The following is a 26793-nucleotide window of genomic DNA, read 5'->3' as shown; positions in this document are numbered from 1 at the left end:
AGCAGACGGCATAGTAGCCCAACGCCCATCGTAATGGTTGGGATAGCATACCCCGCGTTAGCGTTGTGGGTACATGGTGAAGGCCTGAACATTTAGAAGAAGGAGGAGTCTTGTCAAACTTGTCGGTACCCACTACGTCGCCAGACGATTACTATCGGCAGCGTATTGATATGCAACCGGCCTTCAACCGCGATCTATTTCAACAACTGCTCGAACCTGAAAATCTACACCGAGCTTGGCGTCAAGTTAAAGCCAATAAAGGTGCAGCGGGCATCGATGGCATGACCATCGAAGCCTTCCCGCTCTGGATGCAACAAGGCGGCTGGCAACAGTGTAAATCTCAATTAGAGCGGGGTGAATACCAACCCTCAGCGGTCAGGCGCGTAGAGATCGACAAACCCGATGGCGGTAAACGCAAATTGGGGATCCCTAACGTCATTGACCGTGTGATACAGCAAGCCATTGCTCAAATACTCACACCACTGTTTGACCCATTCTTCTCGACCAACAGCTTTGGCTTTAGGCCGAACAGAAATGCCAAACAAGCGGTACTGCAAGTAAGGGATATCATCAAACAAAAACGCAAATTTGCCGTCGATGTTGATCTGTCTAAGTTCTTTGACCGAGTTAATCATGATCTCTTGATGACTCAACTTAGAAGCAAGGTGCAGGATAAGCGTCTGTTGGCGCTTATTGGTAAATACCTTCGAGCTGGTGTGATGGTCAATGGCCAATTTGAAGCAAGCTTTGAAGGCGTGCTTCAAGGCGGCCCACTCTCGCCATTACTCTCTAACATTATGTTGGATAGTCTGGATAAAGAGCTGGAAAGCCGAGGGCATAAATTCGCCCGCTACGCGGACGACTTCATCATTTGGTAAAGTCTATTCGAGCAGGAGAGCGGGTACTCAAGAGCATTACTCAATATCTGGCCACTAAGCTAAAACTGGCCGTTAATGAACAGAAAAGCCAAGTGGTTAAGGTAGGTCAAAGCAAGTTTCTTGGGTTTACATTTAACCGAGGCAAGATCCAGTGGCATGCTAAAACATTGCACGTTTTCAAACAAAAGATGAGACGATAAACGAACCGAAACTGGGGCGTGAGTATGAGTTATCAGCTGTTTAAAGTGCGGCAATACATGCAAGGCTGGATCAACTACTTTGGCATAGCCAACGCTTATCAAGGGTGTATGGATTTAGACCATTGGATTCGTCGTCGCGTACGTATGTGCTACTGGCGTCAGTGGCGAAAACCACGGACCAAGGTACAGAATTTACTTGAGCGTGGCGTCAGGATCCAAGCCGCTGTTGCTTGTGGTATCACAAGTAAAGGCCCTTGGCGTAGCTCGACTCTTGTTTTAAGTGATGACCAAGGACACAGAAAAGATATTGAGTAATGTCAAGCTCGAATAAATAGTGAAGAAAGCAGGATTATATTCATTGAGAGACGGATGGATCGCAGTTCAATATCCTAACCAGAAAGCTAGTTAGGTGTTCTAAATGAACCGCCCTGTGCGGAGCCGCATGCAGGGTGGTGTGGGGGATGGAGGCTAGATACCTCCGGCTACCCGATTATAGCTACTATTTTGCTGACCATTTCATCAATATTGTATGCGTGCTATCAATTAGCATATATTTATTTGCGTGAGCAGAAGTTGCACTCTGTAGCTTTTGGTTAAATTTATCTTCTGATAACCATGTAGGCCCATGAATATTCTCCCACTTGTCTGCTTCTACCCCATTTATGAAGCTAATCATGCCATCTAAAAAATGATCTGTATGTTCATACTCTTTAGGAACTCCATAGTAGTCGATGGCACATTGCTTAATAGCACTACGGAACTCCGTCAGAGACACTTCAGGCGTTAGTACATCAAGCGTGGCCATTAAAAATGCAACCTGCATATTATGAGCTGTATCATGCCGATTCAAGCCTGCAATCAAGTTCAAACGAAGCTCGTGTTGAGTCAACACTCTCAAAAGTAACTTATATTCTCCTTCCCACACATGCGCTGATAAAAAATCGCTATCCTTTCTTAGAATTTCAACCTGTCTTTGGGGTATATACTCTTCACCATCTTTTAGAACCCCACAAGAGCCAAGCTTATTTTTGACTTCGTCCCAGTCTAATAATTTGATATTCACACGATCGAAGGTTGGAGGTCCTAACCAATGATCCGTATCCCCTGGAATAATTATATGAACCTCTGTATCTCCATCAATATAATGATCATAAGCTGATAACCAATATACCCGCTTTGCGAGGCTTTTTGGTGCTTTTGAAATGTCACCAACACCTATTTCAACCAGAGTATTAACAAGCAACTTCATTGCTTTAATATTTTCTATAACCACCAATAGATCTAAATTTGCATTTGGATCATGTTTAGCTTTGTTATAAATCTTTCTAAAGTCGTGAAAGTTTTCATAATCCAAGGATCGAAATTGAGCAACTGTCGTCAACTCATTGATAAATGAATTTAAATTGTCTCTAGGATTCTTTTGAGGGAAGACTGAGTTTTTAAAAAATAACTCCAGCTTTGTTCCTAAAGAAGATACTAGCTCACAAACATTAGACGCTGAGTAGCCGTCATACATGAGGGATTGAAATTGCTCTAAGAATTTATCTATTTCTGATTGAAAAATCTTTCCATATGTAAGAGACAACCTGACCACTCCTTAAAGGGTATAACAGCTTATTGAACGGCAAAGTAAATTTAAAGTCGGCCATTCAAGTTATTGATTAATAACATACTACATTTGCTATCTTATTGTTGTAAAGCAGTTTTAGTTATTCTACTGACCAATAAAAGCGGGCTTGCGCGTTAAAAGTGGACTCAATATTCAACAGGAAATAAAAACACATTTATTTCAATTTATTACAAAATAAACAAATTATTTATCGTACTACTTTCGCTTATTTATTAGCCGATTCAACTTAAAAAAACGCTAAAAACCATTACAACTATTTTTGTATACAGTACACACAAAATAAAGGTGGGAAATATGGCTTACACAGGATACTTATCCGATATTTATAAGCCAGATACTGATGAAGTGTTAAGCAGTACGACCCCTTCAAAAATCATGCACTTTTTAGCATTTTCACTCTTTACATCAAGATGGGCTGAAGAACACTAAAATAGGGGCAAAGCTAGAGCAATTTCCGTCGCAATTTTTTCGCTGCTGTTGTTTGGTTAAAAAGCGAAAATGTTGCCGGAACGGCAGGGGTGATCCAAGAGGGGATTGCTGTTGATCCCCTTTTGGCCCGTGCAGGGTGGAACCTTGCGATGTTAATCTGGTGTGGGTGAAGCGCCACGACATTAGTGGCCGCAGGTCATATTGTTAACTCACAGAAGTTCAATTTTTTTGTTAGAACTTAGTTCTAATTCTTCTGTTTAGATATCATTGATTTTGTTTACTTTGAAGCTTAATGATAAACAAAACTGAGCCAGTACTAATTTAAGATACAAAGAAATCGCTGATCATTTGCGATTTAAAAATGAGATTAACTCTGCGTTACCAGCTCTATCTTAAATTCACTGCCAACACCTGGTTGGCTGTCTATTTCAATTCTGCATTTCAATAAGCTTAATAATTGCCTGACAATGGCGAGTCCGACGCCGAGTTGTGGCAGGCTTTGATTCGCTTCAAACGACAACCTTGTCATCGACAATTGTTTCAAGGCATCAACTTCATGCTTGTGCATGCCTGCGCCAGTGTCACGTACCGTTAACCATTGCTGGCCGTTGTGTTGTGCGTTGATGATTTGAATCTTGCCACCAGCGGGAGTGTAGCGCAGGGCGTTATCGACCAAGTTGTTGAGTATGCGGCGCATTAGTGCAGGGTCGGTATAGATTTGGCTGGCATGATTGATGTCGAAATCTAATTGAACCCCGAGCTTTTTGGCTCGTGGGGTAAAGGTTTGTTCAATATCGCTAAGCAGTTCGCTGAGGTTGACTTGTTGCAGTTGCGCATCGATTTGGCCATTTTCTAGGGCGGCCAATTCTAATAACTGTGCCAGCAGTTGTTGCAAGGTTTGGCCTGAGTTTGCTGCATATTGGATCAACGCTTCGTCCCGTTCGTGCTCGGGTAATATTAACCAAGTATCGATATAACCTAACAATGCGGTAAGTGGGGTTTTTAAGTCATGTGATAAATGCAGTAAAAAGTCGTGTTTTGCCTGTTGTTGGCGTTTCACTTGCTGTTGCTGCAATTGGATTTCTTGCAATAAATGATTGATATGATGGCTGAGCTGGCTTATTTCTAAGCTGCCACGATAGCGCTGGGGGAGCATCAGTTTGTCTGACATCGGGGTGTTTTTAAGTTCGGTTAAGTCTTGTGCGAGCTTTTGGATTGGGCGGGTAAAATAACGCAATAAAATCACGAATAGCACTAAAGCAAAAATGATCCAAAAACCGATTGTAGCGCCCCAGATTTTAGGTTGGTTTTCGGCATTGATGAGTGCTTGCCAACTGTCGTAATCTTCTCCGCCGATGATGACATATAAATAACCACTATGAAGTCCATCTTCAGTGACAAGTTTACTGGCGGAAAAAATCTTGTGGGTATCTTCGCTGCGCGGATCTGTGCCAAGTACAGGTAGGCTGTTGCCATTTAAAAACTGCTGAATGATTGCCGTATCGACTCGGTGAGTTTTAATTTTTTCTTCTTTGGCGTCATAAGCAATCACGTTGCCATCGGGGTCTAAGGTGTAAATTTCAAAACTTGGGCCTAGCAACATAAAGTCGTGAAAGGCTTCTTTAAGCGCAGCGTCTGACGTTATCCCTTGCGATAATAAAGGGTTGATGTGCGCCATGTGTTCGGCAAGTTGTAGGTGCAGTGATTGCTGAATTTGGTTACGGCTAAATTCATGATTAAGTTGTAGCCATTGCCATAACACGACAAACAATAATAACACGATGATTGTGGATGCTAAAAACAACCGATTAAATAAGCGATTCATTAGTGGGCTTGCACCTCTGGTGGTGAAAATTTGTAGCCTACGCCCCACACTGTTTTGACAAGATCATGTTCAGGTGAGCACAAAGAAAGCTTGTTACGTAAACGGTTTATGTGACTGTTTACAGTGTGCTCATAGCCGTCGTAGTGATAACCCCATACTGCTTCTAACAGTTGCATGCGGCTAAAGACTTGTTGCGGGTGCTTGGCTAAAAATAGCAGTAAATCAAACTCGCGGGCGGTGAGGGTTAATGCTTTATTAAACGCGGTAACTTCACGGGTACTGGAGTTAATGGTTACGCTGTTAAATTCAATTTGTTGGGTTTGTTCATGTTGGGCTTTGCCGCGTCTTAATAGTGCTTTTACCCGTGCGCGCAGCTCTAATACGCTAAAGGGTTTGACGAGATAATCATCTGCCCCAGCTTCAAGGCCCAGTACCACATCTGCTTCTGAATCTTTGGCGGTTAATAGCATCAGCGGGACTTCCTTACCGTCTTGGCGTAGTTGCTCACACAGCATAATGCCATCACCATCGGGGAGCATGCGATCCATTAATATCAGGTCGAGCTTTTTATGCTCGATTATGTGCATGGCTTGCTTCAAGGTGGTGGCGTGGTCGACGCTGTAGTTGAGTGCTTTGAGGTTAAGTATGATTAACTTAGCCAAGTCTTGTTCGTCTTCGACTAGCAAAATATGTTGCGGACAAACATGGCCATTATGTTTCGCGGTTCCATTCATGGTGACTTCCTCAAAGCAAATCCAGTAATTGCATTAATACTTAGACCCGCTTTGAGGAGAATAAATTTCAATGTGGTTGAAATTCATTCAGTCGATACGACCGATTAAGATTATTCAGTACGCATAATAGTGACAGCTAACACTGGGTTGTCAAAACGGTGCGATGCACCCAGTACCGAATCGGCTAAGCCGTCGTACATTGAAATAACACCAGGATGAATATGCACAAAGTCGACATCATCTCGACTGGCATTAAACCCTTCGCCGCCATCAGCGGGTCCTGGCATAGTGCCTTTGGCTTCGCTGTTAGCTTCAGTGCCTGCGTCATAAGCCATAAACTTCATCGCGGTTGTTGCATCCACTTCCATACCGGCAATGGTGTAACTGTTAATACCGGTAAAGGCATCGTTAGTGTTAACCAACATGGTGGCTAAACTAATGCTCGCTACGTCGGCTTCATCTAAGGTTAAGGTGAGCGTTTCTGACATCCCAGGCATTAATAAGCCTGTGCCATTAACACTGCTATTGATCACGCTTAGTGCTGCTATGTCGGCAGTATCACCACCTTCAGCCATTTTCTCGAGTGCTTCGCTGGCCATTTCACCGGCGTTCCATAACATGGCATCACTAGCATGAGAGGCTAAGATAACCGGCGACATTGGTTGGTTAGCCGTCAGGTTAGTCACTGTCACCGTGAAGGTTTGCATCACTGGCGCAGGCGGGGTGACAACAACAGTAGTATCATCATCGTTGTCATCGCCACAGGCGGTAAGCAGGGTTGCAGCAGCCAGCATGGCAATTAAGCTGGGCTTAAGTGTAAAGTCAGTGCGTTTCATGGGCTACCTCCTTATTTTACTGTCACCACAACTTTGGCTACAGGGTTCAACCAGCGATGAACGCGACCGTCTAAATCACTCATTCCACCAGCAGGGTCCATGTCACCTAAAACGCCAGGGTGAGTATGTACATTGCTATTGTCAGAGTTATCCATCACGCCAGTGCCATTAGCTCCACCGTCACCACCTGGTGCTGCAGGAATACCCGGTACGCCTGACATGCCGCCGCCATTAATGATTTCATCATTGGCTTCTGTGCCAGCATCATAAGCATTGACGTACATAGTGTACGTGCCCGCTTCGGTAGGGATTTCCCAACCATCTAGCCCCATAAAGGCATCATTTGTTGGTAACACCATGGCTACAATAGATAAATGGGTGTTGTCGCCAGTATCAAGCATTACGTCGCTAACATTTGCACCTGCGGCAAGTAACCCCGTTGCAGGATTTGCTGATGTGACGCCTGCATTGCCGGTTACCGCAGCATCTAAGTCGGCAATGTCGCCGCCTTCAGCCATTTTTTGTAAGGCTGCGGATGCTTCAGTTCCGACTTGAAATAGGTGGCTGTCAGCGTCGTGGGCTGCGATCAAAATAGGGGTAAAGTGATTTCCGTGAGTTAAATTGGTCACGCTAACTTCAATATCCGCTGCCAAAGTTGGCAGGCTAAATAATCCAGCAGCCATAAGACTTGCAGTCACTAGTGTACGTTTCATAACCGAGCTCCTTTTGTTTAATTGCAGCCAGTATGCACAAGCGATCTCACCTACTTATCGCCAAATTATCACAAAAGGTTAACATCGTTAACTTGACGATAATAACGTGTGATAAAGTGAGTTCAAACCAACAAAAATAATAATGATTATGATTAGACAACTGACTCCCGCTGACTTTGATGCGGTAATCGCACTCGGTGAAATTGTCCATGGCAGTGGTTATATGGATACTGCTGAACTCACCGCGATTTATCACAAAGGCATTAAAAATGACATTAATGCCAATTTTGTCGCGCTTGAAAATGAACAACTTATTGGTTTCCGGTTAACGTATGCCGCAGGTCAATGGCCACAAGATCAATGGTGTACTGTTGATAAGTGGAACGTGAAATTTGAAGATGTGTGTTATTTCAAATCCAACACCATTGCAGAATCTGCCCGTGGTCAAGGGCTTGGTGGGGAGCTATTAGCCGCCTCTAAAGCTGCGGTTATTGCTCAAGGGGCTAAAGCGGGGGTCAGCCATTTATGGCAGCAAAGTCCTAATAATGCTGCGGTGCGTTATTTTACTAAGGCGGGAGGGAAATTGATTGCTCAACACCCACAACGCTGGCATCAACGTTATATGGGTGATGATTACATTTGCGTAATATGCGATGAAGACTGCCATTGCGTTGCCAGTGAAATGCTACTGCTATTTTAATGTCTGCTCTGTAAATCAATAATAAAAAAGAAGACCAATATGTACGATCCGCTGATTAGCTCTCATCCTAATAATCAAACGTTTGCCCCTAGCTATTGGGCAAGCACTCAAGTCTTACCCGCACCAACTGCTGCATTGTCTGGCCGCCAACAAATCGATGTGGCTATTGTGGGTGGTGGCTACACAGGCTTATTAACAGCTTATTATTTGGCAACCGAATTCAATATAGATTGCCATGTGTTAGAGGCCAACCAAGTCGGTTTTGGTGCCAGTGCCCGTAATGCCGGTTTTGTGTTAAAAGGTTCAGGTCGATTAGGTTATGCCGCCATGACTGAGCGTTGGGACTTAGCAACGACCAAGGGTATATACGATGAATTCACTCAAGCGGTAGCTAGAGTTGATGGGCTGATAAAACAACACAATATTGATTGTGAACCGCAAGAAGCGGGTTACTTGAAGGTGGCGCATAATCCTAAAGCATTAGTTACGCTGCAAAATGCTGCTAACTACATTCAACAAAATTTAGCCGATAGCCAAGACTCAGGTGCCGAGTTTATCTCAAGCCAAGATTTTCGGGCTCAGTATTTAGATCATCATCAGGCCTATGGCGCGCTGCGTTTAAAAGACGGTTTTGGTCTCAATCCGCTTAAATTACTACTGGGTTATAAGTCGATGGTACAAAACCAAGGCGTGACTATTTCTGAGCAATCTTGCGTATTAGATTGGATTGAAGAGGGCGGTAAACACCGTTTAATTACCGATAAAGGTGAGCTGATTGCCAATAAAGTGGTCATGGCGGGTAATGCTTATACGCCTAAACGGTTTAACCAGCGTATAGACGATAAGTTTTTGCCGATATTAAGCAATGTGATTGTCACCGAGCCACTTACCGCTCAAGAGCTTGCAGAGGCAGGTTTACATACTCACCAAGTGACCATGGACACCCGTATTTTAAAATACTATTACCGTTTATTACCCGATAATCGATTGTTGTTTGGCGGTCGTGGTGCGGTGTGGGGCAAAGATGCTGCGAATCCCGTTTATGGTGAGCGCTTAAAAATAGCATTAAACAAGTGCTTTCCAAGCCTAACCAATAAAGCGATTGCTTATAATTGGACGGGTTGGATTGCTGCGGCAATGGATGATATGCCCCATGTGTATAGCAAAGGTGGCGTAGGGTACAGCTTAGGATATTGTGGTGCGGGAGTATCTTTTAGTAGCCAAGCTGCGTATCGCTTAGCGCAAAGTATTGCTGGAGAAACATTACCGAATTTACCTTTGTATCAACAACCTTTGCCTGAATTCCCCTTTACCCAAGCAAGACGGCTTGGGCAATGGGGTTATTATCATTATGGTTGGTTGAAAGATCGCTTTGGTTAACGGCTCATTTCTAGGTTAACCGACGACTTCTTAGTTAACCAACGACTTCGCCAGTGCTTATTTTAGTTTCGTCTAACGGTTCAATTTTAAAATTGAAATAAGCATAAGATGCACTAATAAACGGACACACTAAGTTAAAGAAGGCGTAGGGCAGGTAAGCGACAGTCGCTACCCCAAGTGTACTGGCCATAAAGGCACCACAGGTATTCCATGGCACTAGCGGACTGGTTACGGTTGCCGAGTCTTCTAGCGAGCGGCTTAAATTAACCGCGGCCAATTTACGGCGAGTGTATTCTACTTTTAACATTCGTCCTGGCAGTACAATGGCAATGTATTGGTCCGCAGTAATGATGTTAGCGCCAATACACACTCCAAGGGTGGTAATAATTAAGCTAGCGGAGCCTGTTACGACGGTGAGAATACTTTCTAAAATACGATTCAATAATCCAGTGACTTCCATTACGCCACCAAAGGCCATCGCACACAGAATTAACCACACTGTAGTGACCATGCTACTCATGCCGCCACGGCTTAATAAACTGTCTAACACCTCGTCACCAGTATTGGCGACATAGCCGTCAAACATGGCTATCCATAAACCTTTCACTAACGCCACAATCGGCACTAGGGTGTCGTCGTGTACAAAGGCAATCACGTTATCAAACTGAAATAACGCTGCGCATACTGCACCAGCTAAGGTACCTAATATGACCGTTGGAAACGCTGGCATTTTGCGGTTAGCTAAATACAACACCACTAATAACGGGATTAACAAATGTAGCCCTGGGCTGTAGGTCTTATCCAATAATGCCAAGGTATCGGCGAGTTGGTTTTCAATCGGTGCAGGCTCTGCTGTGAGGCCTAAAAAGGTAAAACCAATAAGGGCAATGATAATGCTGGGTACTGTGGTCCAAGTCATGTGCCGGATATGGCGAAATATATCAGTACCCGCAACCGCAGGTGCAAGGTTTGTGGTGTCTGACATTGGTGACATTTTGTCGCCAAAATACGCGCCACTGATAATAGCACCGGCGGTAATGTTAACGTCTAGCCCCATTGCTGATGCAATACCTACTAAAGCAATACCAAGGGTGCCAGCAACGGTCCAAGAGCTACCAATACTAATGGCAACCACCGCGCACAATAAACAGCAGGCAGTATAAAAGTAGTCTGGGTTAAGTATTTGCATACCATAATAAATCATGGTCGGTACGGTACCGGCTAAAATCCACGTGCCAATGAGCGACCCTACACTGAATAGAATCAATAAAGCACCCGTCGCAACCCCAATACTTCTTATTATGCCGCGCTCCATTTGGTGCCAGCTATAACCATTTTTATAGCCGATGATCATGGCAATACATGCTGCTAACACTAATGCGATTTGGTTAGCGCCTGATGAGCTATCCGATGAAAACAAATAAACCGCAGCCGCGAGCATGATGACCAACGCAAAAACGGGTATGAGTGCATCAAGCAAGCTGGGTTGCTTGTGATCTGATGAGATCGTTTGAGACATGGAAGGTCCTTTATTATCATTATTATTGACCAATATCGATAAAGCGATTTGGTGTTAGTTGTTGTTAATTATTATTGATTTCAAATCAGGTCGTAGAGATTAAATAAATATTTGAAAGTGAGAATGGTTCACCGTCGAATATCTCTGCCTAAGGTTTGTTGTTCATAAGTTGATAACTTATTTTTAACAGATGCATATCCTGACATAAAAAGATGTGATAAGTCGAACATTGTTAGCTTTGAATAATAAATTTTGGGTGGGTTATTGCTGCTGCAAATGAATGAGGTGCTTGATTAACTATTTTAAGTGGTTTTATATGCTATAAGCGAGGCGTGAATAAATAACCGCTGAGGATATCTACTGTTACCAGAGATATCCTCACAGAAAGGTGCGATTTTTTTACGTTTGATAACGTTTATGGATCAGCATTGCCTAACACGCCGTAAATATTACTTATTTAAATGCTTCAAGATGGCTTTTTCTGCATCAGCCTTTGTTGCTTTACCATTCGCGGCTTCCACTTTTTCTGTGGCTTTGTGGCCTGTCATATCTTCTGCAATATGCAACCAATCTGGATGCCAATAAAATGAAGTACCTGAGAAGGTATTCCAATTATGCACTCCTGATTTTTCACCTTGATAAATCAGGTCGCTGCTAGAGAGTTTCATTTAATCCTCCAAAATCATTATGAGTAGGTTATGTAAAATACAAGGAGTTGCGTAATAGAAAAAACAAATACACTCCTTTCTGACTATTAGGTTGCTCTTTGAATAGGTATTGTTTTGTGATCTAGATCACTAAAATTGCGACTTATGACAAATCTAAACAGTAATTAATCTTTAAAATGCAAAAAAACCTGTGATGTTGCCATCACAGGTTTTTAGCGAACCAAACTAAATTATAATGATTAGTTTTTAACTTGCTCGCGCGCAATGGCGCGATAGGCAATATCAGTACGGAAATACACATCATCCCAATGAATGGCATCGACTAATGCGTAAGCCGACTTTTGCGCTTCTGTGACCGTGTTACCTAATGCTGTGGCACATAATACGCGGCCGCCGTTAGTGACAACATGGCCGTCTTTAATGCTAGTACCAGCATGGAACACTTTACCGTTAGTATCGCCAAGGGTTAAGCCGTCAATGACATCACCTTTGTGATAAGCATCTGGATAACCGCCAGCGGCTAACACAACCCCTACCGCTGCACGCGAGTCAAACTCCGCTGTTACTTTGTCTAATTCGCCACGAGTTGCGGCTAAACAAAGTTCTACAATATCTGACTGCAAACGCATCATAATAGGTTGGGTTTCTGGGTCGCCAAAGCGGCAGTTGTATTCAAGCACTTTCGCGCTACCGTCTGGTGAAATCATTAAACCTGCGTATAAGAAGCCGGTATAAACGTTACCTTCAGCGGCCATGCCATCTACCGTTGGACGGATAACATTAGCGATAGTCCAATCGTGTACCGCTTGAGTCACAACGGGTGCTGGAGAATAGGCTCCCATGCCGCCAGTATTAGGGCCATAGTCGCCATTATCGCGGGCTTTATGGTCTTGGCTGGTGGCCATAGCAAGAATATTCTTGCCGTCTACCATGACAATAAAGCTGGCTTCTTCACCCTTCAAGAATTCTTCAATTACCACACGTGAACCGGCATCACCAAACTTATTACCTGCTAGCATATCGTCAATGGCTGCATCGGCTTGGGCTTGGTCCGCAGCGATGATGACACCTTTACCCGCTGCTAAACCATCGGCTTTAATGACAACCGGAAAGCCTGTTTTGTTTGTGAGTTCGGTAACGTACGCTTTAGCTGGAACGATGTCGGTGAAGTTTGAATATTCTGCCGTTGGAATGTGATGGCGAGCCAAAAAGTCTTTAGTAAAAGCTTTTGAAGACTCAAGCTGTGCCGCGCCTTTGGTTGGGCCAAAAATGGCTAAACCAGCTGCATTAAAAGCATCAACTACGCCTAGCGATAATGGTACTTCTGGGCCGACAATCGTAATCGCGATGGCATTATCTTTGGCAAAGGTGACAAGTGCGTCAATTTGCTCGACATCAATGGCTACGTTTTCTAACTTAGGTTCTAAAGACGTACCAGCATTACCGGGTGCAACAAACACTTTTTCAACTTGAGCAGACTGAGCCGCTTTCCAAGCTAGAGCATGTTCACGACCGCCACCACCAATTATAAGTACTTGCATCTTTAATCCTTTTATAGCTGCGCTATGTTCTCTATTTCTGCTTCAAGCATGCTCACTTATACTTATAAGCTCCGCGTGCTTTCATTGAACTAGAAAAAATAGCTATGCTCTAATTCGTTTAAACAACATTTTAATAGCTGCGCTATGTTCTCTATTTCTGCTTCAAGCATGCTCACTTATGCTTATAAGCTGCGCGTGCTTTTTATTGAACTAGAAAAAATAGCTATGCTCTAATTCGTTTGAACAAAATTTAAAAAGTATCGCTTGTTATCTATGTTTGCAAAAGCATGATTGATAAGCGATACCCATATTTGATATTAGCGTTTATTAGTGGCGGAAGTGACGCATGCCAGTAAACACCATGGCCATACCGTGCTCGTCTGCTGCGGCGATGATTTCTTCATCGCGAATAGAACCACCTGGTTGGATGATACAACTAATACCCGCAGCTGCAGCGGCGTCGATACCATCACGGAATGGGAAAAACGCATCTGATGCCATTACTGAGTTTTCAACCACTAAACCCTCATCGCTTGCTTTAATGCCGGCGATTTTAGCTGAGTAAACGCGGCTCATTTGGCCTGCACCGACACCAATTGTCATGCCATCTTTGGCGTACACAATGGCGTTAGATTTAACAAACTTAGCCACTTTCCAGCAGAACATTAAGTCTTTTAGTTCTTCAGCGGTTGGTTGACGCTTCGATACCACTTTAACGTCGGTTAAACTCACCATACCTTGATCGCGGTCTTGCACTAACAGGCCGCCATTAACACGCTTGTAATCTAGGGTGGTGGTTTGAGTGTTCCACACGCCACACTCAAGTAAACGCACGTTGGCTTTGGTTGAAACAATATCGCGTGCTGCTTGGCTGACCGTTGGCGCGATAATCACTTCAACAAACTGACGGTCAACAATGGCTTGTGCCGTTTGTGCATCTAACTCTTGGTTAAAGGCGATGATGCCACCAAATGCTGATGTTGGGTCGGTTTTAAATGCGCGGTCATATGCTTCTAATAAGTTAGCGCCTAATGCCACACCACAAGGGTTAGCATGCTTAACGATAACGCAGGCTGGGCCTTCGAATTCTTTAACGCATTCAAGTGCCGAATCAGTATCGGCGATATTGTTGTAAGACAGTGCCTTACCTTGTAGCTGAATTGCACTGGCAACTGAGGCTTCATCAATTTGCGTATCAACATAAAAGGCGGCTTTTTGATGGCTGTTTTCACCGTAGCGTAAATCTTGCTTTTTGATGAACTGTGAATTGAACGTACGTGGGAATGTAGAATCGTCGTGGCACTCATCTTTGCTGTGTGCTGGCACCATAGTACCAAAGTAATTGGCGATCATTCCGTCGTAAGCAGCGGTATGTTCAAAGGCTGCAATGGCTAAGTCAAAACGTGTTGCGAGTGTAGTGCTGCCGTTGTTGGCTTGCATCTCTGTAATGACGCGACTGTAGTCTTTAGCATTAACCACAATTGTGGTGTCTTTGTGGTTTTTGGCCGTCGAGCGCACCATGGTTGGGCCGCCAATGTCGATGTTCTCAACAGCGTCGGCTAAGGTGCAACCTGGTTTTGCCACAGTTTCAGCAAATGGATATAAGTTAACCGCAACTAAATCGATAGGGTTAATGGCGTTTTGTTCCATTACCATTTCGTCAATGCCACGACGAGCTAAAATGCCACCATGAATTTTCGGGTGTAGAGTTTTAACACGGCCATCCATTATTTCTGGGTGGCCTGTATAGTCAGACACTTCCATTACCGGGATATTATTGTCGGCAAGTAACTTTGCAGTACCGCCTGTAGATAAGAGTTCAACACCTTGTGCATGCAGCGCTTGTGCAAATTCAAGGATTCCAGTTTTATCTGATACGCTTAATAGCGCGCGACGAATTGGTCTGACATTATTCATGTAGGTACAGGGTCCACTAGTTTGATTTTAAGGATCTTTAGTAAAACAGAGTCAATGTAAGTCTGTTTTACCAAAGTCCCTCATGGTGTTTTTAGATTACTTAACACCCTCAAGGCTAACTACGTTGTGATTAGGCGGACGTATTTTATCGCAAACCGCTTCTATTGGGTGTTTTTTCTGCGTGATTTCACAATATTGAAATAAGAACAAAGATACCCAGAGATAATGATGAAATAACCCTTGACCTTGGATTAAACTCCAAGGTTTATACTTGAGTCACATTTAGATGGTAATGTTCATAAATTATTTTCGTTGAGGTTACAGTATGTATCGAATAGGTGAGCTTTCTGCCTTGTACGACATTAAAGCTGACACATTGCGGTTTTATGAAAAACACGGTCTGTTGTCACCATCAAGCAGAACAGACTCTGGCTATCGATTATATAACCATAGCGATTCCGAACGTCTTAAGTTTATTTTACGTGCCAAAGCCGTTGGGTTTTCACTTAACGATATTGCCGATTTATTGTCGATTGAAGTCGATAAGTCCAATCGGGCTTGCGCAGATGTAAAAAGCTTAGTTGATTCCAAGCTTGAGCAAGTCGAAGCCAAATTAGCTGAGTTGCAACATTTTGCGACCTCGCTGAAAAGTTTATCTAACACCTGTTGTGGTGGCCCCGATAGCGCCGAGCATTGCTCAATACTTGAGGCATTAGAGTCGTCTGATAAGCATATTGTTGCCAAAAAAGAGCATCATCATTTTACTCAATCAGGTCATAAGGACTAATTATGTTATTGACCAATTTTATGCACTTGTTTTTAGAGTCTGCGCCGTGGTTATTACTGGGCTTGGTGTTAGCTGGGTTGCTTAAAGTGTTTGTGCCGATGGCATGGATGCAAAAGCAACTTGGCGGACATGGAATGAAAACCGTAGTGAAAGCAGCATTATTAGGCGCGCCTTTACCTTTATGCTCGTGTGGCGTTATTCCTGCTGCTGTCGGTTTACGCCGCGCAGGTGCATCGAAAGCGGCAACAACTTCATTTTTAGTGTCGACTCCAGAAACCGGTGTCGATTCGATTACCGTATCTTATGTGCTGCTGGGACCTTTTATGGCCATCGTACGACCTATAGCAGCAATTACCAGTGCGATAGTGGCGGGTTTGTTAGTGGGACGTGATGACGATGATGGTATTCCTGCTTCAGCGTCTGCTAAAGCGCAAACACTCAATGATTCAACAACCAGTACCAAGCCTGTTTCATCATGCTGTGGGTCCAAATCAACTACTAGCTCTGATACCAGCTCTCAAGCGACATCAACATGTAAAACAGCCACTAGCAACATGCAAAATGCTAGCGTAAAAATGACTGCGATTAAACCAGAAGCCGTTAAGAATCAATCGGTGTTGAGCCCAATGGCGCAAGCGAGTTTGCTAGCTGGCAATGTTTTAGAAGCGAAACAGAGTAGCTGTTGCAGCAGCAAAGCAACTGATAAAACGATTGAATCTACACCCTCAGCGTGTTGCCGTAGTAAAGTAAAAGTCGAAACGGTTACATCAAGCAGTTGCAGTAGTAAAACTGAGCCACAAGCTGAAGTGGCGCCCACAAGCAGTTGTTGTGCCGCTAAAGCGGTAAACCAAGCGCCGAGTGAAAGTAGTGACGAAGCCAGTTGCTGCGCTGCAACTCAAGATTTGGCAACAGAACTGAAGCACAATAGCGTGTTCAGTCGAGTTTTATCTGGCTTACATTATGCTGCCACCGATTTGGTTAGAGACACAACGTTGTGGCTATTGGTGGGGCTATTTTTTGCAGCATTAGTACAGACTTACGTGCCAGCAGACTTTTTAGTGAAGTGGGGCGACGGTATTTTAGCCATGTTAGTGATGGTGCTAGTGTCTATCCCTATGTATATCTGTGCCACAGCCTCTACCCCGATTGCGGCGGGTTTATTGTTAGCAGGGGTGTCTCCGGGGGCGGTATTGGTGTTTATGATGGCAGGCCCTGCAACGAATATCGCAACACTGGGTGTTGTGACTAAAGAGTTAGGCAAGCGTGCGCTTTATGGTTATTTAGGCGGTGTTATCGGTGTGTCGTTAGCCTTTGGTGTATTGGTTAATTATTTAGTCGACATATTTGGCTTTAAAGTGATGCCGCAAATTGGTGAAGAGCATGCTTTATTGCCAGCTGGTGTAGTGGCGGTTTCTGGCATCGTGCTTGCGATGTTAATGGCCAAAGTCTTGTGGGACATGATCCCAAAAGGTAATAAAGAAAAAAGTTGTTGTTCGTAACAAGTTAAGCTAGATGGCTTAAAAACGAGTTAAGCATATAAGAAAGCCAGTGATAAATGTCACTGGCTTTTGTTTATATTTTTGTTTTTGAATCATTAATGGCGTTGGTATTAGTTAAAAATGGCATTGAGTTTTTCAGCTAATCTGATTCCCGCTTGTTGTAAACGTTGCTCAACAATGGGCTTATTTATAAACACATAGTGAAAGCGTAAATCGTCTTCACCTTGATAATTTTTCTCTAAATGATAAGTAGCCTGTCGTAAATTTTTTGACTCATCAGCCCAATCATAATAACTCTTGCCTAACCATTGCTGGTATTGTTCAGCAGTAATACGGTTTAAAAACTCACTGTACTCGGTATAGCTTAACTGCTGTTGTTCAATGAGCTTGCTGTCCCACACAGCATGAAGATTAGTGTCATCACCAAACCATTTGAGTTTTATTGTATTTCCACCTTTATCATGGCTGTGACCAACATGAAGAGGTTGGTGAATATCTCCAACAAAGTGTACGTAAAATGCTAATGCTTGCCACTTATCTTGCTGACTTGCTTTAGGGTTTTTTAATACTTTTTCGAATCGTTGCAAACTTTCGATGATATCGCCATCAGGATTACGTTTGACACTTTGCCATGTTTCGTTATCTTCAATAGAAATGTAATGCCATGATGCAGCCCGGTCCCATGTTTTATCTGAGCGAATTTCATCAGCCCAAGTCGACATTTGCGCTAGGCTTTCGCCATTTGTCAGTTGGGTTATTTTTTGTTGAGCGGCTGGGGTTAAATTGTCTTGAGCAATTTGGCCTACAATCCTATGCCCTAATTGACCAAATGCTTCTACGGGGAAGCTGACAGTTAATGCGATAAACAGACTTCCCACAAGCAATAACATGCTATTCAGTAAAACTGATGACTTCATAAATCTTCCATTATATTGTTGTTTTTACGTAATCCAACTGCGTTTTTAGCTCTCATTGGCTAAGGCCTGTTGATGAGTATTACGCAGACTTGAGTCGCGACTATATAGCAACAATGTGACATTTTTGTGTTATTTCAAGATGGTTTTACTGTTGTATTTATTGTTTAAAAATGACATTAAAGTGCAACATATTATCCCTAAACTTCGCCCCTGAAGTTTTTGCACTATTGATTGACCAAGCTCGGAAAACGGGTAACTAAACATTAGAACATAAAAATATTCAGGGGTATGAAATGTTGTTTAATCATAAGATGAGTCGTCTCGCGCTAGCGACATGTTTTGCAATGGGAATAGCTCAACCAGCAGTTGCTGCTGATACAGCATCAGATATTCGCGGTTACATTGTGGGGCCGGCGGGCAATGCTGTTACCGATGCAAAAATTACTATTATTCACCAACCTACCGGTACTGTTACTGAGGTGCCTGTGACAGCAAATGGTCAGTTTACGGCACGCGGATTACGAGTCGGTGGTCCTTACATTATTAAAGTTGATTCGGATGAGTTTGCTGACACGGTCGAAAATAATGTTTACCTTGGTTTGGGTGAAACCTTTCGCTTTAACCGCACGTTAGAAGCGGTTTCCACGATGGAGCGCATTGGTGTGGTGGGCAGTCATTATTATCGTAGTGCTGGCAGTAACAGTGACTTTGGTGAGCAAGATATCGCAAATGCACCAGGGATTAGCCGGGATTTAAAAGATGTGTTGCGCCAAAATCCAATGGCTGTTGTGGGTACCGATGGTATTTCAATGAGTGTGGCGGGCATGAACCCCCGTTTTAACACGTTTGTGGTAGATGGTATTTCACAAAACGATGATTTTGGCCTTAATTCAAATGGTTATCCTACTCAGCGTTCACCTATTTCTATCGACGCAGTAGAGAGTGTGGCACTTAATGTATCGCCTTATTCTGCTCGTAGTGGCGGTTTTACCGGGGCGCAGGTTAATGCTGTGACTAAATCAGGTACTAATGATTTATCTGGTACGGTTTTTTGGGAGACTACCAACGACAGTATGGCAGGTAAATCGCAACCAAATGATGAAGGAAAAAGAGAGTCTCAAGATTTTGAAGAAACTACTTTTGGTGGCACGGTTGGTTTTCCGTTAATAAAAGACACGCTGTTTTTCTTTGGCTCTTATGAAAGCTATGATTCACCAAAGTCAGCTGAATATGGCCCCGCGGGCAGTAGTCTTGCTGAAAGTTCTGATGTTACGTTAGCAGAATTTACCCAAATTGAGAGTATTGCCTCATCTGTTTATGGTTTAGATAGTATTGGATCTTATGATACTCAGCCTCAAGAGGATGATGAAAAAATATTAGCTAAAATTGATTGGAATATTAATGATCAGCATCGAGCGAGTTTTACTTACCAATATACGCTAGGCAATATAACCAATAATATGTCATCTAACTCTTCGCAGTTAACGTTATCCAGCGCTTGGTATAACAAAGAAGAACAGTTAGAAACGTATGCTGCTAACTTGTACAGTGATTGGAGCGATGATTTCAGTACTGAAATTAAAGTCGCTTATAAAGATACTACCACTAATTCAAACACCATTGATGATTTAGGTATTGGTAGCGTTAGCATTCAAACTTATGATCGTTCGGGTGATAAAGTTGTCTTTGGAACCGACAAGTCACGTCAAGCAAATCAGTTAAATAATCAAAATCTTGAGTTACGTTTTGTAGGGGATTATTACCTAGGTGATCACGATATTGGTTTCGGTATTCAATACAATAGCGTAGAAGTGTTCAACTTATTCGCTCAAAACGTTATCGGTAACTGGTCATTTAATACCATTGAAGACTTTGAGAATGGTACTGTAGATCAGTTCTTCTATTCTAATGCGATATCAGGTGATCCTGATGATGTTGGAGCCAGTTTTAACATGGATACAACGGCATTATTTGTCGAAGATTCATGGGATATCAACGCGGATTTAGCGCTGACATACGGTGTGCGTTATGAAACCATTAGCATGTCAGATACCCCAGCGCTAAACCAAAACTTTGTTGAGCGTTATGGTTTTGCGAATAATGAAACATTCGACGGTATGGACATTTGGTTACCACGTATTGGTTTGACATATGTCTTAAGCGAAGACGTAACATTACGCGGTGGTGTAGGGCGTTATAGTGGCGGCTCACCAACGGTTTGGATGTCAAACAGCTTCTCAAATGATGGTAATGGTTTATTAAGCTACAACGAAGGTTGGAATGATGCTTGGGGAACCCCTGATTTTGCTAATGTACCAAACCAAGCGCAGGATGGCTTGGTGGGGGGTGACGGTAATACTAATACGTTAGATCCCAATTTTGAGCTACCTTCAGATTGGCGTGCAAGCATTGGTTTCGATAGTACTTGGGATTTAGGCGCGTTAGGCGATGATTGGTTTTTTGGGGGTGAGTTCTTATATATCCAAAAAGAAAATGATGTGGCTTGGGTTGATTTAGCCCGTCGCCAAGTGACAACTGATGCAACGGGACGAGTTGTCTATGAAACTTGGGACTCGTTAGCGAATGATGGTGCTGGTGGTAATACTGAACGTTATGATTTGATGTTAACCAATGCTGAAGAAGACGGCAGTAGTAAAACGTTGAGTTTCTCAGTGGCGAAAAAATGGGATATGGGCTTAAGTTTGCGTGCAGGCTACGCATACAATTCGGTAGATGAAGGTAACCAAGGTTCGTCTTCTACCGCAACTTCAAACTACCAATACCCGATTACACAATATGATCGTAACAGTACGACGATGGGGCCGGGTTACTATGAAACACCGCACCGCTTTACATTGAGTTTAGGTTACGATGTTGAACTTGTTTCTGGTTATAACTCAAGCTTTAATTTGTTCTACGAAGCGCGTGAAGGCAACCCAATAACTTGGGTGCTTGGCTCATATAAAGATGGAAACTTGGGTGATCAAAGCGCGTTTTCAAGTTCTTCAGCTTATTTACCTTATATTCCAACAGGTGCAGATGATGCCAATGTTGAGTATGCAAATGGGTTAACTTATGAAGAGTTTAAAGCCGCCATTGATGAACTGGGATTAAGTCAATATGCTGGTGGTATAGCGCCTAAAGGTACAGATAACCAACCTTGGGTGCATCAACTTGATTTCCGCTTTACGCAGGAGTTACCTGGTTTTAGTGATGAGCATAAAGGGATTTTATACTTCGATATCAAAAATGTGCTCAATTTAGTTAATGATGATTGGGGCGTGGTTGAATATCAAAGCTACAATAGTGCGACATTGGTTGACCATGATTATAATGCAGCAACGGGTGTTTATACCTATTCTGTGCCATATGGTCAGGATGGTATTGAGACAGATACTCACGATTCATACGATGTCAACAAATCGGCGTGGCAGCTTAAAGTGGGCGTGAAGTATAAGTTTTAATATTTGCTAAATAGGCCACTAACAAAAATACCGAGCAATGCTCGGTATTTTTTTATGTTGCTTAGCTATTATTTGATCTTACTTGCAAAGGTTTCAGGTGCATTTTTAGAGTGCTTAACAGCACGCTTCTCTTTTAATGACAATACCGGTTTTTTCTTCGCTTCTTTTGAATTATTACGTTCTTTGCTCATTTGTGTAACTCCTAGTATGCGTAATGCGTAACTAAATAATGTAATGTTTGTAGTCAGTATCGAATGTGACATTAAGTCACCTATTACTCACGTAAACGTTGAACAATTTATTGAACCAAACTTATCATTGATATTGCGAATATGAGTGTGAGATAACTTACCTCGGACATTGATATTAATCACCTGATGCATTTGATACTAGCACCTAGCGAGCTAAAAATATCTATTTATTCCATAGATTGTTTTATGCTTAAACATTCATCTTTAGTCTTCATTTTTTATTTGTCACAAAATCAGGTATTTCAAGCACAGCCTCGCCCCAGTATTTAAATAACGTTGCATATAAAAACTCTACAAATACGCGATACTTTCGCGGCAAATAAACGCGCTGTGGGAAGCTTAGCGTGACTTTAGTGTGCATCATTGGGAAGTCTTCTAAGATTGGTATCAGTTTGTTGTTATCGATGGCTTCTTGTGCAATAAAAACGGGTACAGAGGTGATTCCTAGCCCTTCAATAGCGGCTTCTCGGGCAAAAGTAACATTATTCACTTTGAGTTGTGCTGGGGGATCGATGTCGAGCCATTGGCTGCCATCAAAAATACGCCAGCCACCGTCAATGTGGGCTGATTGTAATTTTATAGCCGTGTGGTTCATTAAATCTTGTGGTGATGCTGGTGTGCCATGTTTCGCTATGTAACTAGGACTCGCCATTAACATTCTTCCGGCCGTTACCAACGAATAGCATTGTAATCTTGGATCATGTTGTTCGGTAATTTGGAAGAGAAAGTCGACCCCTTCTTCGATGACATCGACTTTACGGTTAGTGAGCTCTGCATCGATAGTGATATTAGGATAAGTGGCAAGAAATCGTGCGAAAATTCGCCCTAGAAATAATTGGCCTAATTCGATAGGACATATCACTTTAAGGTTGCCTTTAATGTCTTGCTGGCTGGCGCTAAGCAGGTCTTCGGCATTTTGTAAATCTTGAAGGATTTTACTGATGCGATGGTAGTAGCTCGACCCCGCTTCAGTCAGCTTTAAAGATCGTGTGGTGCGAAACAGTAGTTGCACCCCAGCATCCGCTTCTAGATCGGCTATTTTGCGACTCACAGTGGCTTTGGTTATTCCCAACGCTTTGGCGGCTCCGGTAAAGCTGCCTTGTTCTACAACTTGCGAGAATATTTGAACGCGATTGAGATCCATATTGTTACACCTGTGAAACAGTGGGTTGAATTTTTACTATCTTATAAATTAAGGGAAACAGTAGTAAACTAGAGCAGAATAAATTAGGAGTCAAATATGTCTATCAATAAGCGGTTAGTGTTAGTGCCATGTATTATCGTTGCGTTAGTTGGCGTAGGTGTTTATTGGTGGTCACAAGTTCGATTTATCGAGTCAACGGATAACGCCTATATTGAAACGGATATTTCGAACATCAGTGTTAAAGTGCCAGGTTATATTGTTCAATCTACTGTTGTTGATAACCAACATGTTAATAAAGGGGAGCTGCTTGCACAACTTGAAGATAGCCAATTTGTTGCCAAGCTTGCGCAAAGTAAAGCGGTATTAGCCAGCTCGCAAGCCAACTTACAAACCTTGGCCGCTAAGGTTGATTTGCAACAGGCATTGATTAACCAAGCTAGAGCCTCTGTGGTTGCGTCGCAATCAGAACAGTTAATTGCTAAGCAACAGTTAGCCCGTTCGCAAAAGTTAAAAGCCCGTAATTACAGCTCGCAAAATGATGTTGATCAATTGCAGGCAAATTTTGACTCCGCATCAGCGCATGTGGATGAAGCGCAAGCGGCATTAGTCGCTAAACAGCGTGAATTAGCTGTATTTAATGCACAGTTATTGCAAGCACAAGCCGACGTTGATCAAGCGGTGGCCAGTGTTGAGTTAACCAATATACAATTAGCCGATACACGTATCACGGCTCCATTTGCCGGTGTTATTGGTAAACGTGGCGCGTTAGTGGGTCAATACGTACAGCCAGGCCAAGCGTTGTTTAGTTTGGTGCCAGATTCACAAGTGTGGATCACGGCTAATTTTAAAGAAACTCAAATTGAACATATGCAGCCTGGTCAGAAAGTGATGGTTAAGTTAGATGCTTACCCTGATGATGTTTTTACTGGTTTTATTGACAGCCTAGCGCCAGCATCAGGTTCTAAATTTAGTTTGTTACCTGCTGAGAATGCTACCGGTAATTTTACTAAAATTGTTCAGCGAATTCCGGTGCGTATTCGTCTTGAAAATGATCAGTCATCTGCTGCTGCACGCATTTTACCTGGGTTAAGTGCTGTCGTGAAAGTGAATACCGAGTCGACTTCTGAGCCAACCGCCATTGCCCATTCTCCCTCTTCAAACGGCGCAGTTTCAACTTCTGTGGCTGTAGGACATTAATATGAGCCCGTCGTTAACGGCTGACGTCGATAACACTCGAGTCGATAGTGGTCAGCCGATAGTTCATAAACCTACAGGATATCAACGTGGCAGCTTTCGTTCTTGGGTTGCCGTTGCTGGTGGGTTAATTGGCGCGTTTATGGCCATTTTGGATATTCAAATTACCAATGCGTCGATGAAGGAAATCCAAGGAAGTTTAGGGGCAACATTAGAAGAAAGTAGCTGGATTGCCACCGCTTATTTAGTGGCCGAGATGATTGCTATTCCTCTCTCTGGTTGGTTAAGCACAGGATTATCGACTCGTCGTTATTTACTGTGGACTACCGCCGCTTTTATTGTTGCCTCGATATTGTGCTCCATGTCTTGGAACCTGGAGTCGATGATTGCCTTTCGTGCTTTACAGGGCTTTTTTGGTGGCGCATTAATTCCGTTAGCATTCAGACTTATTCTTGAGTTTCTTCCCGACGATAAACGGGCGATGGGTATGGCGCTGTTTGGCGTAACAGCAACGTTTGCACCATCTATTGGGCCGACACTCGGAGGGTGGTTAACCGAACAATTTAGCTGGCATTATTTATTTTACATTAATGTTCCCCCTGGTTTATTAGTGATGGTGATGCTGGCTTATGGCCTTGAACGAAAACCGATTATTTGGGACAAATTAAAAGATGCCGATTACTCAGGCATTGTTACGATGGCGTTGGGGATGGGGTGCTTGGAAGTCGTATTGGAAGAGGGGAATCGTAAAGACTGGTTTGGGTCTGATTTGATACGAAACCTCGCAATTATCGCCGTGATAAATATTAGTTTGTTTATTTGGATCCAATTACGAAAACCGCAACCTTTGGTGAATATTCGTCTTCTTGCTAAACGAGACTTTGCTTTATCTACAGTTGCATATTTTTTATTGGGCATGGCGTTATTTGGGGCAATTTACATGATCCCGCTCTATTTATCACAAATCCATGATTATACCCCGCTAGAAATAGGTGAAGTGATTATGTGGATGGGGTTTCCACAGTTGCTGGTGTTGCCATTAGTGCCTAAATTAATGCAAAAATTTGATCCTCGTTATTTGGCGGCAATTGGATTTGCATTATTTGCGGTGAGTTATTATATGAATAGCCATATGACGGCTGATTACGCAGGTGATCAGATGATAGCTTCGCAAATTGTGAGGGCCTTAGGGCAACCGTTTATTTTAGTACCCATTGGCATTTTGGCGACAATGCATCTTCAAGCCCACGAAAATGCATCAGCATCAACAGTGCTTAACGTGATGCGTAATTTAGGTGGTGCTTTTGGTATTGCACTCGTCGCAACATTAACGGACAACCTTGCAAGGGTGCATTTAGCTCATATAAAAGAGACATTACCTGCAGTGAGTGCTCAAGCTTATAATTATATTGAGCACACCAGTTCGATATTACAAACAGCAGGTTCGGATGCAGTAAGCGCGAATTCACAAGCCTATGCTTTGCTCGCAAAAAATATGCTACAACAAGCTTATATCCAAGCTTATAATGATGTCTTTTTTATTATGGCGTGCTGTCTTTCTATTGCGGTTATTGCGGTATTATTTATCCGAAAACCACCAGAAAAAAGTCCGTCTGATGAGCCAAGTGAAGTGCACTAATTGTGCTAGCATAGTGGTTATTTCGCGTAAATGAATAAGGTTTGTGATGACATTGCAGTGGTTAGATCTCGGGTTTGCTGAGTTAACGCTTGAACAACTTTACGGATTATTACAACTTCGAGTTGATGTTTTTGTAGTGGAACAGAATTGCCCTTATCCTGAGTTAGATGGTAAAGATATTGATCCGAAAACAAGACATTTACTAGGGCTGAATGAACTCGGTAATATTGAAGCTTATAGCCGTATTTTAGCGCCTAAAATTAGTTATCCTCAAGCCAGTATTGGCCGAGTAGCCGTCGCTAAACCTTCACGGGGCTCTGGTATAGCAAATCAATTGATGCAAGCCGCGATTGCTATTGCAAAACAACATTGGCCAAATGACAATATTCAGATAGGTGCACAAGAGTATTTACGTCAGTTTTATCAACATCATGGTTTTGTTGTCAATTCAGAAGTGTACCTTGAAGACGGCATTGAGCATCTTGATATGTTATTAATTTATAAAGAGTAACCTTGGGTTCAGAGATAAGATAATCAACTTGGCGTTGAGCAGTTATTTATCTGGATTTTGGTAGATTATATTAAGGAAAAACGATGTCAGATTATGCAATTAATACCCAGCAAATTGTTTGTGTGGCCCAATTTGTGGCAAAAGCGGGTAAACGTGATGCCTTAGTGGCCGCATTAGCAAGTTTAGTACCTGATACTCGTCGAGAGCTAGGGTGTATTCGTTATGAACTAAATGTCAGTGTTGAAGACGATAATAAAGTTGCTTTTGTTGAGAAGTTTGTTGACCGCGTCGCATTTGACCAACATTGCGCAAAAGATGCGATACAAGATTACTTTCATAATGTAATGCCTGAATTGGTTGAGTCGCATCATGTTGAAGTATTTAATCAAGTTATTGCTTAACCGCTTGATATTCGAT

24 protein-coding genes are annotated in these 26793 nt (G+C 42.8%); 12 read left to right on the top strand and 12 right to left on the bottom strand.

Annotated features, from left to right (window positions below):
- Positions 1–110 precede the first annotated feature (110 nt).
- On the top strand, positions 111–878 hold the full coding sequence (ltrA, locus tag ACWXWT_RS02045; protein WP_456039955.1) for a group II intron reverse transcriptase/maturase: 768 nt from the start codon (positions 111–113) through the stop codon (positions 876–878).
- 224 nt (positions 879–1102) lie between these two features.
- On the top strand, positions 1103–1393 hold the full coding sequence (locus tag ACWXWT_RS02040) for a group II intron maturase-specific domain-containing protein (RefSeq protein WP_456039954.1): 291 nt from the start codon (positions 1103–1105) through the stop codon (positions 1391–1393).
- Positions 1394–1577: 184 nt separating this feature from the next.
- On the opposite strand, the gene ACWXWT_RS02035 is transcribed toward ACWXWT_RS02040, so the two are convergent.
- The gene (locus ACWXWT_RS02035) at positions 1578–2663 is read right to left on the bottom strand and encodes a hypothetical protein (protein WP_456039953.1); all 1086 of its coding nucleotides are present in this window, start codon (positions 2661–2663) and stop codon (positions 1578–1580) included.
- 339 nt (positions 2664–3002) lie between these two features.
- Here ACWXWT_RS02035 and ACWXWT_RS02030 point away from each other — a divergent pair, with 339 nt between their 5' ends.
- Complete coding sequence (locus tag ACWXWT_RS02030; protein WP_456039952.1) at positions 3003–3137, top strand: hypothetical protein; 135 nt, start codon at positions 3003–3005, stop codon at positions 3135–3137.
- 367 nt (positions 3138–3504) lie between these two features.
- On the opposite strand, the gene ACWXWT_RS02025 is transcribed toward ACWXWT_RS02030, so the two are convergent.
- The 4 genes from ACWXWT_RS02025 to ACWXWT_RS02010 all read right to left on the bottom strand — a co-directional run bounded on the left by ACWXWT_RS02025 (position 3505) and on the right by ACWXWT_RS02010 (position 7245).
- A complete protein-coding gene (locus ACWXWT_RS02025; protein WP_456039951.1) occupies positions 3505–4962 on the bottom strand; it encodes a sensor histidine kinase in 1458 nt (485 codons plus the stop codon).
- Complete coding sequence (locus tag ACWXWT_RS02020; RefSeq protein WP_182750492.1) at positions 4962–5696, bottom strand: response regulator transcription factor; 735 nt, start codon at positions 5694–5696, stop codon at positions 4962–4964. Before ACWXWT_RS02020 ends, ACWXWT_RS02025 begins: the two co-directional genes overlap by 1 nt.
- Before the next feature lie 110 nt (positions 5697–5806).
- Positions 5807–6532 carry a spondin domain-containing protein gene (locus tag ACWXWT_RS02015; RefSeq protein WP_456039950.1) on the bottom strand — a complete coding sequence of 242 codons (726 nt, stop codon included), beginning with the start codon at positions 6530–6532 and terminating at the stop codon, positions 5807–5809.
- A gap of 11 nt (positions 6533–6543) precedes the next feature.
- Positions 6544–7245: a spondin domain-containing protein gene (locus tag ACWXWT_RS02010; protein WP_456039949.1), complete on the bottom strand. Its 702-nt coding sequence runs from the start codon at positions 7243–7245 to the stop codon at positions 6544–6546.
- Positions 7246–7387: 142 nt separating this feature from the next.
- On the opposite strand from ACWXWT_RS02010, the gene ACWXWT_RS02005 reads away from it, so the two are divergent.
- Together ACWXWT_RS02005 and ACWXWT_RS02000 are read left to right on the top strand one after the other, a co-directional pair.
- Positions 7388–7945 carry an N-acetyltransferase family protein gene (locus ACWXWT_RS02005; RefSeq protein ID WP_456039948.1) on the top strand — a complete coding sequence of 186 codons (558 nt, stop codon included), beginning with the start codon at positions 7388–7390 and terminating at the stop codon, positions 7943–7945.
- A gap of 39 nt (positions 7946–7984) precedes the next feature.
- Entirely contained in the window at positions 7985–9325 is a 1341-nt protein-coding gene (locus tag ACWXWT_RS02000) for an NAD(P)/FAD-dependent oxidoreductase (RefSeq protein WP_456039947.1), read from the top strand.
- 34 nt (positions 9326–9359) lie between these two features.
- Here the strand turns inward: ACWXWT_RS02000 and nhaC are convergent, their stop codons facing one another.
- From nhaC to purH, 4 genes are all read right to left on the bottom strand, one after another.
- Complete coding sequence (gene nhaC, locus ACWXWT_RS01995) at positions 9360–10844, bottom strand: Na+/H+ antiporter NhaC (RefSeq protein ID WP_456039946.1); 1485 nt, start codon at positions 10842–10844, stop codon at positions 9360–9362.
- Positions 10845–11293: 449 nt separating this feature from the next.
- Complete coding sequence (locus ACWXWT_RS01990) at positions 11294–11512, bottom strand: hypothetical protein (RefSeq protein WP_456039945.1); 219 nt, start codon at positions 11510–11512, stop codon at positions 11294–11296.
- Between the two features lie 239 nt (positions 11513–11751).
- Positions 11752–13053 (bottom strand): phosphoribosylamine--glycine ligase, encoded by a 1302-nt coding sequence (purD, locus tag ACWXWT_RS01985; RefSeq protein ID WP_456039944.1) that lies wholly within the window; start codon positions 13051–13053, stop codon positions 11752–11754.
- 327 nt (positions 13054–13380) lie between these two features.
- A complete protein-coding gene (gene purH / locus ACWXWT_RS01980; RefSeq protein ID WP_456039943.1) occupies positions 13381–14970 on the bottom strand; it encodes a bifunctional phosphoribosylaminoimidazolecarboxamide formyltransferase/IMP cyclohydrolase in 1590 nt (529 codons plus the stop codon).
- Positions 14971–15295: 325 nt separating this feature from the next.
- Between purH and zntR the strand changes: the two genes are divergently transcribed.
- Both zntR and ACWXWT_RS01970 read left to right on the top strand, forming a co-directional pair.
- Positions 15296–15757 (top strand): Zn(2+)-responsive transcriptional regulator, encoded by a 462-nt coding sequence (zntR, locus tag ACWXWT_RS01975; protein ID WP_456039942.1) that lies wholly within the window; start codon positions 15296–15298, stop codon positions 15755–15757.
- 2 nt (positions 15758–15759) lie between these two features.
- The gene (locus ACWXWT_RS01970) at positions 15760–17256 is read left to right on the top strand and encodes an SO_0444 family Cu/Zn efflux transporter (RefSeq protein WP_456039941.1); all 1497 of its coding nucleotides are present in this window, start codon (positions 15760–15762) and stop codon (positions 17254–17256) included.
- Between the two features lie 110 nt (positions 17257–17366).
- On the opposite strand, the gene ACWXWT_RS01965 is transcribed toward ACWXWT_RS01970, so the two are convergent.
- The gene (locus ACWXWT_RS01965) at positions 17367–18173 is read right to left on the bottom strand and encodes a S1/P1 nuclease (RefSeq protein ID WP_456039940.1); all 807 of its coding nucleotides are present in this window, start codon (positions 18171–18173) and stop codon (positions 17367–17369) included.
- A 293-nt stretch (positions 18174–18466) separates the two neighbouring features.
- On the opposite strand from ACWXWT_RS01965, the gene ACWXWT_RS01960 reads away from it, so the two are divergent.
- Entirely contained in the window at positions 18467–21637 is a 3171-nt protein-coding gene (locus tag ACWXWT_RS01960) for a TonB-dependent receptor (RefSeq protein WP_456039939.1), read from the top strand.
- A 68-nt stretch (positions 21638–21705) separates the two neighbouring features.
- Here ACWXWT_RS01960 and ACWXWT_RS01955 read toward each other — a convergent pair whose 3' ends face one another.
- Both ACWXWT_RS01955 and ACWXWT_RS01950 read right to left on the bottom strand, forming a co-directional pair.
- Complete coding sequence (locus ACWXWT_RS01955) at positions 21706–21828, bottom strand: hypothetical protein (protein WP_456039938.1); 123 nt, start codon at positions 21826–21828, stop codon at positions 21706–21708.
- 271 nt (positions 21829–22099) lie between these two features.
- On the bottom strand, positions 22100–23032 hold the full coding sequence (locus ACWXWT_RS01950) for a LysR substrate-binding domain-containing protein (RefSeq protein ID WP_456039937.1): 933 nt from the start codon (positions 23030–23032) through the stop codon (positions 22100–22102).
- Between the two features lie 96 nt (positions 23033–23128).
- On the opposite strand from ACWXWT_RS01950, the gene ACWXWT_RS01945 reads away from it, so the two are divergent.
- The 4 genes from ACWXWT_RS01945 to ACWXWT_RS01930 all read left to right on the top strand — a co-directional run bounded on the left by ACWXWT_RS01945 (position 23129) and on the right by ACWXWT_RS01930 (position 26777).
- Positions 23129–24229, top strand: a complete 1101-nt coding sequence (locus ACWXWT_RS01945) for an HlyD family secretion protein (RefSeq protein ID WP_456039936.1) — start codon at positions 23129–23131, stop codon at positions 24227–24229.
- Between the two features lies 1 nt (position 24230).
- The gene (locus ACWXWT_RS01940) at positions 24231–25865 is read left to right on the top strand and encodes a DHA2 family efflux MFS transporter permease subunit (RefSeq protein ID WP_456039935.1); all 1635 of its coding nucleotides are present in this window, start codon (positions 24231–24233) and stop codon (positions 25863–25865) included.
- A 52-nt stretch (positions 25866–25917) separates the two neighbouring features.
- Complete coding sequence (locus ACWXWT_RS01935; RefSeq protein ID WP_456039990.1) at positions 25918–26376, top strand: GNAT family N-acetyltransferase; 459 nt, start codon at positions 25918–25920, stop codon at positions 26374–26376.
- Between the two features lie 83 nt (positions 26377–26459).
- Positions 26460–26777: a putative quinol monooxygenase gene (locus tag ACWXWT_RS01930; RefSeq protein ID WP_456039934.1), complete on the top strand. Its 318-nt coding sequence runs from the start codon at positions 26460–26462 to the stop codon at positions 26775–26777.
- Positions 26778–26793 lie beyond the last annotated feature (16 nt).

Source organism: Shewanella sp. A22, assembly GCF_053850585.1.
The sequence above is the reverse complement of the archived record's forward strand: the minus strand, read 5'-3'. Positions and strand labels throughout refer to the sequence as shown.